At 62.9% G+C, this 13235-nt stretch carries 14 protein-coding genes; 7 read left to right on the forward strand and 7 right to left on the reverse strand.

What is annotated here, in order from left to right:
- Position 1: 1 nt before the first annotated feature.
- Entirely contained in the window at positions 2-1015 is a 1014-nt protein-coding gene (folP, locus tag ACVC7O_RS06905) for a dihydropteroate synthase (RefSeq protein ID WP_458325348.1), read from the forward strand.
- Positions 1008-2354 (forward strand): phosphoglucosamine mutase, encoded by a 1347-nt coding sequence (gene glmM / locus ACVC7O_RS06910; RefSeq protein WP_458325349.1) that lies wholly within the window; start codon positions 1008-1010, stop codon positions 2352-2354. Before folP ends, glmM begins: the two co-directional genes overlap by 8 nt.
- Positions 2355-2356: 2 nt before the next feature.
- Here glmM and ACVC7O_RS06915 read toward each other — a convergent pair whose 3' ends face one another.
- Entirely contained in the window at positions 2357-3277 is a 921-nt protein-coding gene (locus ACVC7O_RS06915; protein ID WP_458325350.1) for a DMT family transporter, read from the reverse strand.
- Positions 3278-3355: 78 nt separating this feature from the next.
- Here ACVC7O_RS06915 and ACVC7O_RS06920 point away from each other — a divergent pair, with 78 nt between their 5' ends.
- Positions 3356-3526, forward strand: a complete 171-nt coding sequence (locus ACVC7O_RS06920) for a hypothetical protein (protein ID WP_458325351.1) — start codon at positions 3356-3358, stop codon at positions 3524-3526.
- A 45-nt stretch (positions 3527-3571) separates the two neighbouring features.
- Here ACVC7O_RS06920 and ilvC read toward each other — a convergent pair whose 3' ends face one another.
- The gene (gene ilvC, locus ACVC7O_RS06925) at positions 3572-4594 is read right to left on the reverse strand and encodes a ketol-acid reductoisomerase (protein ID WP_458325352.1); all 1023 of its coding nucleotides are present in this window, start codon (positions 4592-4594) and stop codon (positions 3572-3574) included.
- Positions 4595-4731: 137 nt separating this feature from the next.
- Here ilvC and ACVC7O_RS06930 point away from each other — a divergent pair, with 137 nt between their 5' ends.
- The 3 genes from ACVC7O_RS06930 to ACVC7O_RS06940 all read left to right on the forward strand — a co-directional run bounded on the left by ACVC7O_RS06930 (position 4732) and on the right by ACVC7O_RS06940 (position 6896).
- The gene (locus tag ACVC7O_RS06930; RefSeq protein ID WP_458325353.1) at positions 4732-5187 is read left to right on the forward strand and encodes an Lrp/AsnC family transcriptional regulator; all 456 of its coding nucleotides are present in this window, start codon (positions 4732-4734) and stop codon (positions 5185-5187) included.
- Complete coding sequence (locus tag ACVC7O_RS06935) at positions 5184-5642, forward strand: Lrp/AsnC family transcriptional regulator (protein ID WP_458325354.1); 459 nt, start codon at positions 5184-5186, stop codon at positions 5640-5642. Before ACVC7O_RS06930 ends, ACVC7O_RS06935 begins: the two co-directional genes overlap by 4 nt.
- A gap of 126 nt (positions 5643-5768) precedes the next feature.
- Entirely contained in the window at positions 5769-6896 is a 1128-nt protein-coding gene (locus ACVC7O_RS06940; RefSeq protein ID WP_458326051.1) for an aminotransferase class V-fold PLP-dependent enzyme, read from the forward strand.
- Here ACVC7O_RS06940 and ACVC7O_RS06945 read toward each other — a convergent pair.
- The 3 genes from ACVC7O_RS06945 to ACVC7O_RS06955 all read right to left on the reverse strand — a co-directional run bounded on the left by ACVC7O_RS06945 (position 6884) and on the right by ACVC7O_RS06955 (position 9133).
- On the reverse strand, positions 6884-8098 hold the full coding sequence (locus ACVC7O_RS06945; RefSeq protein WP_458325355.1) for a UbiH/UbiF family hydroxylase: 1215 nt from the start codon (positions 8096-8098) through the stop codon (positions 6884-6886). The two genes, ACVC7O_RS06940 and ACVC7O_RS06945, sit on opposite strands and share 13 nt — an antisense overlap.
- A 61-nt stretch (positions 8099-8159) precedes the next feature.
- On the reverse strand, positions 8160-8408 hold the full coding sequence (locus ACVC7O_RS06950) for a hypothetical protein (protein WP_458325356.1): 249 nt from the start codon (positions 8406-8408) through the stop codon (positions 8160-8162).
- A gap of 80 nt (positions 8409-8488) precedes the next feature.
- Entirely contained in the window at positions 8489-9133 is a 645-nt protein-coding gene (locus ACVC7O_RS06955) for a pyrimidine 5'-nucleotidase (protein WP_458325357.1), read from the reverse strand.
- 108 nt (positions 9134-9241) lie between these two features.
- Between ACVC7O_RS06955 and ACVC7O_RS06960 the strand changes: the two genes are divergently transcribed.
- Entirely contained in the window at positions 9242-9895 is a 654-nt protein-coding gene (locus tag ACVC7O_RS06960; RefSeq protein WP_458325358.1) for a GntR family transcriptional regulator, read from the forward strand.
- On the opposite strand, the gene ACVC7O_RS06965 is transcribed toward ACVC7O_RS06960, so the two are convergent.
- Positions 9892-11787, reverse strand: a complete 1896-nt coding sequence (locus ACVC7O_RS06965) for a glycosyltransferase family 2 protein (RefSeq protein WP_458325359.1) — start codon at positions 11785-11787, stop codon at positions 9892-9894. The genes ACVC7O_RS06960 and ACVC7O_RS06965 overlap by 4 nt on opposite strands.
- A 103-nt stretch (positions 11788-11890) precedes the next feature.
- On the reverse strand, positions 11891-13051 hold the full coding sequence (gene carA / locus ACVC7O_RS06970) for a glutamine-hydrolyzing carbamoyl-phosphate synthase small subunit (RefSeq protein WP_458325360.1): 1161 nt from the start codon (positions 13049-13051) through the stop codon (positions 11891-11893).
- Positions 13052-13235 lie beyond the last annotated feature (184 nt).

Raw genomic sequence — 13235 nt, forward strand, 5'->3', positions numbered from 1 at the left:
GATGCGCGACTACATTCGTCCGATTGTTCAGGTCGATACTGCCCGCCCGCCGGAGGCAAAACCGCTTGCGGGTGGGTGGGGCTGGTTCACCCATGTCGAAGTGCTGGCTCGTGACACAGCCCCCCGGATCGTGCCAATCCAAGCGGTTGATCCGGCACGGCTGGCCCCCTTAACCGAGCCACGGGCGCCTTTGGCCGGGCTTACGCTTAGTCGCCCCAGGATCATGGGGATCCTGAACGTGACGCCCGACAGTTTTTCTGACGGTGGCAAGCACAACTCGGTGGAGGCAGCACAGCTCGCGGCCGCGAAGATGCAGGCGGCAGACATCATCGACATTGGCGGTGAATCGACGCGACCCGGTGCGGCGCTGGTGCCCGAAGCGGAGGAGATCGCGCGAACGGCTCCTGTCATCTCGGCTCTGACCGCCACAGGGGGCCGGCAGATCATCTCGATCGACACGCGCAAAGCGGCGGTCGCGCGAGAAGCGTTGGCTGCAGGTGCGACGCTGGTGAACGATGTGTCGGGGTTCACGTTTGATCCGGCACTGGCGTCGCTTTGCGCCGAGCATGAGGCGCCTGTCTGCGTGATGCATGCGCAGGGTGATCCGGCCACGATGCAGAAGAGCCCGCGCTACGATGATGTCCTGCTGGACGTTTATGACTTTCTGGCGCGGCAGATCGAGATTCTGGTGGCGCAGGGCGTTCCGCGCGCGCGCATCATCGCTGATCCGGGGATCGGGTTCGGCAAGACGCTGGGGCATAACCTTGCGCTTCTGGCACGTCTGTCACTGTTTCACGGTTTGGGCGTTCCGCTGCTGTTGGGCGCGTCTCGCAAGCGGTTTATCGGAACCTTGAGCGGTGTTGGCGCGGTAGACCAACGTATGCCCGGCTCTCTCGCCGTGGCGCTCGCGGCGTTGAAACATGGGACACAAATTGTGCGCGTGCATGACGTCCCGGAAACGGCGCAGGCCATTGCGCTCTGGCGCGCCAGCATGGCAGGTTGCGCGGATGGATAAGCTCTTTGGAACGGACGGGGTGCGGGGCACGGCCAACGCGCATCCGATGACAGCCGAGATGGCACTGCGCATTGGCGCAGCTGTTGGGCGATACTTCAGCCGCGATGGCTCCAGTGTGCACCGGGTGGTGATCGGCAAGGACACCCGGCTGTCGGGCTACATGTTCGAAAACGCGCTTACCGCCGGGCTGACCTCCACAGGTATGAACGTGCTGCTGCTCGGGCCCGTGCCCACGCCCGCGGTTGGTTTGCTAACGCGTTCGATGCGTGCGGATCTTGGTGTGATGATCTCGGCGAGCCACAACCCGGCAGTGGACAACGGCATCAAGTTCTTCGGTCCCGACGGCTACAAGCTCTCCGATCAGATGGAAGCGGATATCGAGGCGCTGATCTCGGCTGGCGTAGCGCCCACCGAAGCCAAGGAGATCGGACGCGCGAAACGGATTGACGACGGCCGCTTCCGCTATATCGAGCGGGTGAAGTCGTCTTTCCCGCGCCAGCAGCTTTTGGATGGTCTGAAAGTGGTTGTGGACTGCGCGAACGGGGCCGCCTACCGCGTGGCACCCGAAGCGCTGTGGGAGTTGGGCGCGACGGTCATTCCTGTCGGCGTGGCGCCGAACGGGCACAACATCAACGATGGCTGCGGCTCGACCCATCCGCAGATGGCCGCGGAAACCGTGGTCGCCCATGGCGCGGATGTGGGCATCTGCCTCGATGGCGATGCGGACCGGGTGATCTTGCTGGATGAGAACGGGCAGGTTGGCGATGGCGACCAGTTCATGGCGCTGATGGCGGCACGCTGGGCATCCGAAGGCCGCCTCGCCAACAAGGCGCTGGTGGCGACAGTGATGTCCAACCTTGGCCTCGAACACTTCCTCAGCGACAAGGGCCTGCGGCTCGAGCGGACCGCGGTGGGCGACCGCTATGTGGTCGAGCGTATGCGGGCTGGCGGTTTCAACCTCGGCGGCGAGCAGTCGGGCCATATCGTCATGTCTGATTATGCCACAACCGGCGACGGGCTGATGGCAGGGCTGCAGTTCTTGGCTGAGATGATGCGCTCGGGCCAGCCTGCCAGCACGTTGCTCCGCAATTTCGAGCCGGTGCCGCAACTGCTCAAGAATGTCCGCTTCTCAGCCGGTCAGACCCCGCTGGATGTTGAGAATGTGAAAGCGGCCATCGCACAGGCCGAGGCGGATCTTGCCGGACGCGGGCGCCTCTTGATCCGGAAATCGGGCACCGAGCCGCTGGTGCGAGTGATGGCCGAGCATGAAGATGCGGCCTTGATGGAACGCGCAGTGGACAGTGTGGTCGAAGCCGTGGCCGATGCGGTTTCTGCCTGACATCACTTGCGGAAAAAGAGCCGCGTGAGTGCGCCGTACTGGCTCAACGCAACCCCTGCGAGGATCAGGCACATCGCCCAGAGCAGGGAGGGCGGCAGCGGTTCGTTCAAGAGCAGCGCGCCCAGCACAACCGACCAGACGGGCACCTGGTAGTTCGTCAGCGTCATGAATACAGGGCCGGCCGTCCGGATGACCAGCACCCGCAACAGGTTGGCGGCGGCCGTCGGGATGAGGCCGAGCCCAATGACCACAAGAATGGTTTGTGTGTCCGGCAAAGGCGGAGGGCCCTCGATGATTAACGCCATCGGCACGACGAGCGTCGCGCCGATCAAAAGCAGGACCGTGGCCAGACCGATGGGGTCAACCGGTGGTAGGCGCCGCATCAGAATCGACGAGACCGCATAGCACGATGCGGCGCCCAGACAGGCGGCGCGCCCCGCGGGCTCCATGGAGGCGCCGGTCGTTTCAAAGGCCTGTGCCCCGATCAACACGCAGACGCCGACGAAGCCGATAAGAAAGCCAAGTGTCTTGCGCCACGTCAGACGTTCACCCGGCACAAAGAAATGTGCCAGCGGCAGAACGATCAGGGCGACCGCCGCCATCGAGACACCTGCAAACCCGGAGGTGACGAACTGCTGCCCCCAGGCCAGCAGCATGAAGGGCACCGCCGAGCTGAACGCGCCGATGAAGGTGGCTGCCGTCCAATCCGCGCGCGTGGCCCGTGTCTCGAAAAGACGAAATCCGATTGTGGCCCAGATCGCAGCCATCAAGGAGGCGGCAAAGGTGATCCGACCCGCCGCAAGCCAGAAGGGGGTGATCCCTTCCAGCGCCACTTCTGTGACCAGGAAGGTGCCGCCCCAGGTGAAGCCCAGCAGGGCGACCATGAGCCAACTGCGCGCGGTGATCACCGGCTGGCGTGTCATGCGGCGTTCTGCCTCTGAAACCATCCGGAACCTCTCTCGTCTCCGGAGGTTTGTTCAACAGAGAGAAAGGAGAGCGACATGGATTTTACGTACCTGATTGTCATTCTGGCGCTGGTGACGATGCTGGCTGTCATCGTCTTTGCCCTAGTCAGCAAGGCGAAAGTCGAGCAGCGCAAGGATGACCCGGACAGCCCGAAATCGACACTTGCGGCAGATAAACCGTCCGACGGCAAACCGGTTGACGTGTAATGCGCGCGGTGAAATGGCCCGGCGCTCACCGCCGGGCCGTCTCGTTTAGTTCTTGGCCTTGTCGACCATTTTTCCTGCGGAAATCCAGGGCATCATACCGCGCAGCGTTTCGCCGGTCCGCTCGATCTGGTGCTCATCGTTGATCCGCCGCGTGCCTTTGAAGAACGGCTGGCCAACCGCATTTTCCTGCATGAAATCACGCACGAACTTGCCGGTTTGGATATCGGTGAGGATCGCTTTCATGCGAGCCTTTGTTTCGTCATAAGGCAGCACGCGCGGGCCGGAGACATACTCACCATACTCGGCGGTGTTGGAGATCGAGTAGTTCATGTTGGCGATACCGCCCTCGTAGATCAGGTCCACGATCAGCTTCACCTCGTGCAGGCACTCGAAATAGGCCATCTCGGGCGCGTAGCCTGCCTCGACCAATGTCTCGAAACCCATGCGGATGAGTTCCACGAGACCGCCGCAGAGCACGGCCTGCTCGCCGAAGAGGTCGGTTTCGCATTCCTCGCGGAAGTTGGTTTCGATGATGCCGGAGCGGCCACCACCGATGGCGGAACAATAACTGAGGCCGATCTCGAGCGCCCTACCTGACGCGTCGTTGTGCACGGCCACAAGGCAGGGCACGCCGCCGCCTTTGGTGTATTCGCCACGCACGGTGTGACCCGGGCCCTTGGGGGCCATCATGATCACGTCGATGGTATCTTTCGGCTCGATCAGGCCGAAATGCACGTTGAGCCCGTGGGCAAAGGCGATGGCGGCGCCGTCGCGGATGTTGTCTTTCACATACTTCTTATAGGTTTCAGCCTGCAGCTCATCGGGCATGGTGAACATGATCAGGTCCGCCCATGCGGCGGCTTCCGCGATGCCCATGACAGTCAGGCCTTCCCCTTCGGCTTTCGCCGCAGAGGGCGACCCATCGCGCAGGGCGACGACGACGTTCTTCGCGCCGGAATCGCGCAGGTTCAGCGCATGGGCGTGGCCCTGGCTGCCATAGCCCAAGATCGCCACTTTCATGTCTTTGATCAGGTTCACATCGCAATCGCGATCATAGTAGACGCGCATTTCTCTTTGTCCTTCGTGTTGATTTGACCTGCCGCGCACTGTACTGGCCGTGATACGGGATGAAAGGGATGTGATGATGATATTCTGCCTTTAAGTCAGAAGTATCATGCGAAAAAATAAAGGAATACGGAATAATCATGCTTGATGATGTTGATCGCAGACTGCTACGCCGTTGGCAGGCCGATGCCAGCCTGAGCCCGGCTGAATTGGCCGATGCGGTGGGGATCACCGCGGGCAAAGCGGCGCGGCGCTTGGCCCGGATGCAAGAAACAGGCGTCTTGGAGGGCATCTCTGCGGTGATCGATTGGGCGGCACTCGGCTATGCGGTCGAGGTCTCGCTGCGCGTCACGCTCGACAAGACACAGTCCCGCGCCTTTGATGACTTCATCGATGCGGCGCGCGCAGTTCATCAGGTGACCGAGATCCAGACATTTCTCGGCCGCGTGGATGTGCGGCTCAACATCATCGCGCGCGACATGGCGCATTACCAAGCCATCTACCGCCAGCGCATTCTGACCCTGCCGCACATCGCGGATATCGAGGCCTTGATGCAAATCGCACAGATCAAGGCAGAGGAGGCGCTGCCGCTGTGATGGAACTGGATGAGCTTGATCGCGCCTTGCTACGCGCGCTGGCCCAAGACGCGACACAAAGCGCGGGCGCGCTGGGGCGGGCGCTTGGCCTATCGCAGCCTGCTGCGTGGCGTCGCATAAGAAAACTCGAGACAGCGGGTGTCTTGCGCGGGCGACGATTGCGGCTCAACGCCGAGAAGCTGGGCTTTGGCGTGACCGTGTTTCTGGGCGTGAAGCTCGCCACGAAGGGCCGTGTCAGTCTTGAGGATTTCGAACGTGCCGTCAGCGCCATCCCCGAGGTGCAGCGGGTCGAGCATGTGCTTGGGCTGTATGACTACCGCTTGCGGGTGGTGGCGCGCGACCTGCCGGATTTCGAGCGCGTTCTGCGGCGGCGGATCATGACGCTGCCGGGTGTCGGAGAGGTCGAGGCGAATGTTCTGCTGAGCGAAGAGCGCCGGATGGGGCCAATCGGCTAAGGTCGGCGACGCCGGTTTCCGATGCTAAACACGAGGGGTCAGCACGGGGCGCCCGTATACCGAAGTAGACTTTGCCAAGCCCTGCGCGACAGGCTAGGTCTGCCCGAAGTCAAGGGAGGTGAGATGATGGCTGCATTGCTCGATACGGTTGATCCGACAGGGCTCGAAGAGTTTTCGGTCGTGTTCACGGACCGGTCGCTGAATTCCATGAGCGCCGCGTTTCAGCAGGTGATGACCGACATCTCGTCGCTGCTGAAAGAGGTCTATGCGGCGGACGCCGTGGCTGTCATTCCCGGTGGGGGCACCTACGGGATGGAGGCCGTCGCCCGGCAGTTTGCGCGCAACTCGGACGTGTTGGTGGTGCGCAACGGCTGGTTTTCCTATCGCTGGAGCCAGATTTTCGAAACCGGTGGTTTGACGGCAAACACCACCGTGCTAAAAGCCCGACAGACCGGTAACAGCGCGCCATCGCCCTTCGCGCCCGCGCCCATCGAAGAGGTGACGGAGGCCATCGCGACCCAGAAACCTGACGTGGTTTTTGCGCCGCATGTGGAGACCAGCGCCGGTGTGATCCTGCCGGACGACTACATCAGGGCGATGGCGGATGCTGCCCATGCGGTTGGCGCGCTTATGGTGCTCGATTGCATCGCATCAGGCTGTGCTTGGGTTGATATGCGCGCGCTCGGCGTCGATGTGCTTATCTCGGCGCCGCAGAAGGGCTGGTCAGCCTCGCCCTGCGCCGGGCTCGTGATGATGTCAGACCGTGCTGTGGCGCGTCTCGCGGAGACCCAGTCTGACAGCTTTGCGATTGATCTGGGCAAGTGGCACAGCATCATGAAAGCATATGAGGACGGCGGGCACGCCTATCACGCGACGATGCCGACGGATGCGCTGCGCGCTTTCCGCGACACGATGCTGGAAACCCGCGAATACGGGTTTGAGCGGCTGAAGGAGGCGCAGTGGAAGCTTGGAGATACCGTGCGGGCGATGCTGGCTGCCAAGGGCGTGGTCTCGGTCGCGGCGGAGGGCTACGGCGCGCCGGGTGTGGTTGTGAGCTATACCGGGGACCCCGATATCCAGAACGGCAAGAAATTTGCGGCCGAAGGCATGCAGATCGCCGCCGGCGTACCCCTGCAATGCGACGAGCCTGCGGATTTCCGCACCTTCCGGCTGGGGCTTTTTGGGCTCGACAAGCTTTACGATGTGGATGGCACAGTTGGGCGGTTACAGCGTGTGATCAATCAGGTGCTCTGAGCGCCTTTTACACCGAGCCCCATCTGCATCAGCGTCCGGCGGACCGGGCCCATGGAATAGAGCGCGTTCAGCGCTGTGGCCCGGGCGTCGCGAAGCAGCGGTGCCCGCACTTGGCTTGCGCGGTTCAGCAGGTCGATCCCCTGCACGCGCAGGGTGATATCGCCATAGCGCGCCTTGTGGTAGGCATCCAGCATGGTCTGGTCGCCCAGATCATCGGGACGCGCTTGGGTCAGATGTAACAGGGTCGATGTGTCGGCAAGGCTCATGTTCAGACCTTGGGCGCCAATGGGTGGGACCACATGTGCAGCCTCTGCAATCAGGGCGATCCGTTCACCGGATAACCGCTCGGCCTGTTGGCTGATGATGGGCCAGAGGGTGCGGCGCGACGCGAGGGTCAGCGGGCCAAAGAGGTGACAACTGCGCTCCGTCATCTCGGCCTCGAAGGCCGGTACCTCCATCTCGTAACGCGCCTGTGCCAGCGCGCCGTCGTCCATCCAGACCACAGCCGACGACGGCAGCCCTTCGTGATCCGGCAGCGGCACCAGTGTGAAAGGCCCGCCGGTGCGGTGGACCTCGGTCGAGACGTTTTCGTGGGGGATCGGGTGCGTGACGGCAAAGGCCAGTGCTTTCTGGCCATAGCGCGTGGTGCGTACGGCAATTCCGGCTGCCTCGCGCATGGGTGAGTTTCGCCCGTCGGCGGCCACGACGAGCTGCGCGCGGATACGGCTGCCGTCAGTGAGACCGACACGGGCCTCACGCTCGCGGGTGAAGAGGCTGTTTGCAGCGACCCCCGAGTGGAAGGTGACATTTGGCAACTCCGCCAGCCGGGCGACGATTTCACGCCGTAAGAGCCAGTTCGGCAGGTTCCACCCGAAGGGCAGTTCCGACACATCGGACGCGTTGAAGTCCTTTGTCAGCCGCGCTTCGGGTTCGGGGCCACCGGCATCCACGATCCGCATGATTTGCAGGGGCGAGGCATGGTCCGCAAGGCGCTCCCACAGCCCCGCCGCTGCGAGCACCTGGCGCGCGGGTTGCAGCATCGCGGTGGTGCGCATATCCGCGCCATCCGCCTCGCGATCGGTGATGGGTGGCGCCGGGTCGACGCAGATGACGTCGAACCCTGCAGTGCCAAAGGCGGCCGCTGCGGTCAGCCCGGCAATACCGCCGCCGGAGATGAAGATGTCACAGCTTTGATCCGCCACGTTCCACTCCCTTATTCCCGTTGCCAGACTAGGGTTTGGCCTGCGAAATGACCAGCGTCGGTCAGCCCTTGGTGATCAACAGGAGTAGCACGAAGATTACCGGCACCATGGCCAGCGCGGGCAGGTAGAGGCCGGGCAGCCCGAAGGTGAGCGCCGAGGTCATCCAAAGACTGAAAAAGCCGATCAGCGCGAACCAGACGTTGTTCTTGTCGCCGAAGAGCAGGTCTTTCGCGACCCAGCCCAGAACGGGGACTTTGAAAAACAGACGCTGCCAGAGGGGCAGGGCAGGTGAGTTCACGGCGATCGTCATCAATGGCGCTCCTTACTGGCGTTTGCAGAGAGATAGGGGCCAGAGCCCTGGTTCACAGAGGCCGGATTGTCGCAGGGGCGTCAGATCAGGCGGGCGAGAAAGCCGCCGAGGTCGTCTGTGTGGAACTGGACATGCTGGCCTTCGCCACGGGCTTCTGCCACGTGCACGGTGCGCATTCCCATGTCATGGGGAACCTTAAGATTTCGTGCATCGTCCTCGAACATCGCGGCAGATGTCGGGGTCAGCCCGTCCTTGCGGAACACGGTGTCAAAGGCGGCCTGATCGGGCTTGGGCTGGAAGTCCGCGTCCTCGACCCCGTAGATTGCATCGAAAACCCCGTGCAGCCCGCGGGCCGCCAGCACCCGCTCGGCATAGGGCGCACAGCCGTTGGTATAGACGATCCGCCGTCCGGGCAGCGACCGGATCTGCGCGGCCAATTCGGGATCGGGTGTGAGGCTGTCCATGGGGATGTCGTGTACGTCATCAAGGTAGGGGCCCGGGTCCAGGTCATGCTCGCGCATGAGGCCCGCGAGCGTCGTTCCGTGCGTCGCCCAGTAGTGTTTGCGCAGACGATCTGCCTCAGCGTGATCGACGCCCAAGGCGTCCATCACATAGGCCGTCATGCGCACTTCGATCAGATCGAACAGTCGCGCTGACGGCGGGTAAAGCGTGTGGTCGAGATCGAAAACCCAAGTGTCGACACTGGTGAAGGCGTGCTTTGGCATGGCGCTTAGGTAGAGCGATGGCGGGGCTTGCGCAAGGCGGGCTTGGGGTTGCGTGCGGGTGGTTCGCGTCGTTAAGGTGTCAGAACAAGAACGAAAAAGGCGATGGCCATGGGCTTGCAAAAACCGCAGCCGACCGATGCATACTCCATGATTCTCGATGCAATCGACTTGGGCGTCTATCGCCCTGGCGACCGGCTGGTCGAGAGTGAGTTGGCCGAACGCTTTGGTGTCTCGCGCACACCTATTCGTGAAGCATTACAACGGCTTGAGACGCAATCCTTGCTCGCGCGAGATGGGCGTAGCCTGATTGTCGCCTCGCTCGATCACAACCAGATGGCGGAGCTTTACGTGGTGCGGCGCGAGCTTGAAGGCCTGGCCGCACGGCTGGCCGCGCAACACGCGACGGATGAGGAGGTGCGTATCCTGCGCGAGATGGTCGAGGCAGATAACGCGCTGACGGAGAACCCGGTGGCGCTGGCGCGGGCGAACCGGCGGTTTCACAAGCAGATCCATCTTGCGTCGCACAATCGCTATCTGGTGCAGCAGCTGGACCTCGTGCACCGGACCATGGCGCTGATGGCAACCACCTCGCTGGCCGCAGACGGGCGCGGCAAGATTGCGCAGGCGGAACATGATGCCATCGTGCGCGCAATCGAGACCAAGGATGCGGAAGCGGCCGATGAGGCCCTGCGTGAGCATATCTCCGTGGCTTTCATGACCCGTCTCAAGCAGGATGCGGCGCGGCGTGAGGAAGAGAGCTAGCGCCCGTCGGTCTGATGCGACACGCCGTGCTGGGTCTTGTCCCAGAAGAATGGCGCGCGGATCATTTCCCACAATGCCTTGTAAGCGGCGAGCGCGCCGAGCGTGAAGTAGAACATCATGGTCGGAACGTAGCCCAGCAGGTGGCGGTGTGCGGGGCCCGACACGGCGTAGAGCCCCATGCTCAGGCTCAACACCTCGGAGAAGATGAAGAGACCTGCGAGGGTCCAGACCACCTGCGCCCCGAGGGTCATCTCGACCGGGTGTGTGACGCCGAAGATCGTGAGCCAGAAGGACCAGAGCAGGGGTGCCGCGGCGAATTGCGAAAAGGTCGCCAGGAAAATGGTCTGCAGCCCCAGGAACCGCTTGAGGCCAAGGTCGCGCAGCAACTGGCGCGGCTGCCGCATATGCACGAAATAGGTGATCATGAAGCCCTTGAGCCACCGCGACCGCTGCCGCACCCAAGGCCAGGCGCGGCTTGTGGCCTCCTCATGGGTCACGGTCGGCAGAAGCTCGGTGACATAGCCATGGCGCGCGAGCCGGACGCCAAGATCGGCGTCTTCGGTGACATTGTGTGCATCCCAGCCGCCGAGTTCTTCAAGCGCGTCCCGCCGGAAAAACAGCGTTGTGCCGCCAAGTGGCAGCACCAGCCCTAGCTTGGAGATACCCGGCAGGATCACCCGCCACCATGTTGCATATTCAATGGTAAAACACCGCGACAGCCAATTTGTGCGCGAGTTGTAATAGTCCAGAACGCCTTGTAAACATACGACATTATCGGGTGCCGCGTTGAAGCGCGTCACCACGCGCTCGATCTGGTCGGCCTCGGGCCAGTCCTCGGCATCCCAGACGCCGATGATACTGCCGCGGCAAAAATCCAGCGCATAATTCAATGCGCGCGGCTTAGTCGTCAGCGCACCGGCGCCGGGCACCTCGATCACGCTCATCCAGTCGGGCAGCTCGGTCCGCGCAATGGTGTCGCGCGTGGTCTCATCGCCTTCTTCCAGCACCAGCACGACATTCAGCAGCGACTTTGGATAGGTCAGCTTGCTCAGCCGGGTGATGAGTTGCCCGGCGATCTCCTTCTCCTTGAGAAGCGGCACAAGCACCGATACGCGCGGCAACCGGAACTTCGGTGTCTTCAGGCTGTCCAGACTCACGTGCCGCACCGGTGGTTGGGTGAGCTGCGCAAGGAAGGCAGCTGCCTTCATCGTGGTGGTCATGAGCAGTGTCAGCACAGCCCAGAGCGCGCCGATGGTGAGCGTCCAGGCCGGCGCAAGAAGCAGCGCCGCTGCGATGCCCGCACAGATCGCGGCCGACCAGCGCCCACGATGCGATGCCCGCGCGTCCCATGACCGACAGCTTTCTGCCTCGGGCACGCGTTTTTCGGCCTTCTGGGCCAGTTCAGCGCCATAGAGCCGACTGAGATGCGACTGGATCTGCAGCTCATCGACGATCACCGGAAACAGCGACAGACCGCGCCGCTTCATGGTCTGGCAGAGCGTGGCGAAATCGGCGGGGCTGCTGGTCGCGACGAGGATCCTCAGCCCATCGCGCTTCCACGGGATCACCCCATGGCGCAGGCACACCTCGGCGGGCAGGGTTGCGGCGATCTTGGCTGTTGGCGGCTCAAGGTCCAGATCGGCGGGTTGTGCGCGGCATTGCTCGGCCAGGGCATCAAGCACGTCACGCTTGCTGAGCAGGCCTTCGGACACCATGATTTCGCCCAGAGGCGCATCCACATGGCCCTGGATTTTCAGCGCATGATCGAGATCGGTATGCGCGATCTTGCCCCGCTCCACCAGCATGCGGCCGATGGGCTCGTATGTGATTGCGGGCGCTGTCAGATCCGGTTCCGGAACCGGCTCGGACACAACCAGCCGCAGGGTGTTCATCTTTGAATGCCTTGCATAAATTCAACGCAAGCCACGCTGTCAGAACAGGGTTAACGATCTGTTAAATTAACCTTTTTCAACCTAAACGCGTGTTGGTCGGGTCTCAGGCGGCGCGGTCGGCCATGGCCTTGGCAAAGCGCTCGAACAGGTAATAGCTGTCCTGCGGGCCCGGGCTGGCCTCGGGATGGTGCTGGACCGACCACACCGGCCGGTCGGCCATGCGGATGCCGCAGTTCGAGCCATCGAAAAGCGAGGTGTGGGTCTCGATCACACCTGCGGGTAGGGTCTGTGCGTCGACCGCGAAGCCGTGGTTCATCGAGGTGATCTCGACCTTGCCGGTGTCGTGGTCCTTCACCGGGTGGTTGGCACCGTGATGTCCGTGGTTCATCTTGATCGTCTGCGCGCCCAGGGCCAGCGCCAGCATCTGGTGCCCGAGGCAGATGCCGAAAACGGGCAGGGCGGTGTCCGACAGCACCTGTTTGATCATCGGCACCGCATATTCGCCTGTCGCCGCTGGGTCTCCGGGGCCGTTTGACAGGAACACGCCATCGGGCGCATGTGCCATGACCTCGTCATAGGTGGCCGAGGCAGGCAGCACGGTCACATCGCATCCCGCGCTGGCCAGGCACCGCAGGATGTTCCGCTTGGCGCCATAATCAATCGCGACGACCTTGTGTTTTGGATCGGTCTGCGGCGCATAGCCATCGGGCCAGGCCCACCGCATCTCATTCCAGCGATAAGACTGCGCACAGGTAACATCCTTGGCCAGGTCAAGACCTTCGAGGCCGGAAAAGCCGCGCGCTGCGGCCAACAGGGCTTCGACGTCAAAGTTGCCCTGCGGGTCATGCGCCAGGGCCACATGCGGCGCCCCTGCGTTGCGGATCGCGCGGGTCAGGCGGCGGGTATCGACACCGCCCATGGCGATCCGCCCACGCGAGGCGAGCCAGGCATCGAGATCCTGTGCCGCGCGCCAGTTCGACGGGTCCGTGGGCATCCACTTGACGATCATGCCCTCGGCCACCGGATCGCCCGTCTCGTCATCCTCGGGGTTCACGCCTACATTGCCGATATGCGGGAAGGTGAAGGTCACGATCTGGCCCGCGTAGGACGGGTCGGTCATGATCTCCTGATACCCTGTCATCGCGGTGTTGAAGCAGAGCTCAGCCACAGTCTGGCCGGTTGCGCCGAAGCCTATGCCGTAGAACAGGGTCCCATCGGCCAGCGCCAGACAAGCGGTTGGGCGGTCGGGCGCAGACGGCGGCATGGGCGGTCCTTTCAGGCAGGTGGGGGCAGACAAATCTGGCGGAAACTAGACCCGGCCCGACAGCGGGTCAAGGCCGATTCAGGCCGGCTGGAAAAGCGGCTTCGCAAAGTGACGCCGCGGATCGAGTTGCGGCGGTGGGCCATGTTGGATATGGTCCAAGGCTTGAACATGCAGAGGCCGGGGA

The organism is Roseobacter cerffii (assembly GCF_054226325.1).

What these genes read in the sequence shown, in the direction of transcription:
- glmM (WP_458325349.1), top strand. Translation starts at nt 1,008, where the DNA reads ATGGATAAGCTCTTTGGAACGGACGGGGTGCGGGGCACGGCCAACGCG.
- ilvC (WP_458325352.1), bottom strand. Translation starts at nt 4,594, where the DNA reads ATGCGCGTCTACTATGATCGCGATTGCGATGTGAACCTGATCAAAGAC.
- ACVC7O_RS06960 (WP_458325358.1), top strand. Translation starts at nt 9,242, where the DNA reads ATGGGCTTGCAAAAACCGCAGCCGACCGATGCATACTCCATGATTCTC.
- ACVC7O_RS06940 (WP_458326051.1), top strand. Translation starts at nt 5,769, where the DNA reads ATGGCTGCATTGCTCGATACGGTTGATCCGACAGGGCTCGAAGAGTTT.
- ACVC7O_RS06930 (WP_458325353.1), top strand. Translation starts at nt 4,732, where the DNA reads ATGCTTGATGATGTTGATCGCAGACTGCTACGCCGTTGGCAGGCCGAT.
- ACVC7O_RS06955 (WP_458325357.1), bottom strand. Translation starts at nt 9,133, where the DNA reads ATGCCAAAGCACGCCTTCACCAGTGTCGACACTTGGGTTTTCGATCTC.
- folP (WP_458325348.1), top strand. Translation starts at nt 2, where the DNA reads ATGCGCGACTACATTCGTCCGATTGTTCAGGTCGATACTGCCCGCCCG.
- ACVC7O_RS06950 (WP_458325356.1), bottom strand. Translation starts at nt 8,408, where the DNA reads ATGACGATCGCCGTGAACTCACCTGCCCTGCCCCTCTGGCAGCGTCTG.
- ACVC7O_RS06965 (WP_458325359.1), bottom strand. Translation starts at nt 11,787, where the DNA reads ATGAACACCCTGCGGCTGGTTGTGTCCGAGCCGGTTCCGGAACCGGAT.
- ACVC7O_RS06920 (WP_458325351.1), top strand. Translation starts at nt 3,356, where the DNA reads ATGGATTTTACGTACCTGATTGTCATTCTGGCGCTGGTGACGATGCTG.
- ACVC7O_RS06915 (WP_458325350.1), bottom strand. Translation starts at nt 3,277, where the DNA reads ATGACACGCCAGCCGGTGATCACCGCGCGCAGTTGGCTCATGGTCGCC.
- carA (WP_458325360.1), bottom strand. Translation starts at nt 13,051, where the DNA reads ATGCCGCCGTCTGCGCCCGACCGCCCAACCGCTTGTCTGGCGCTGGCC.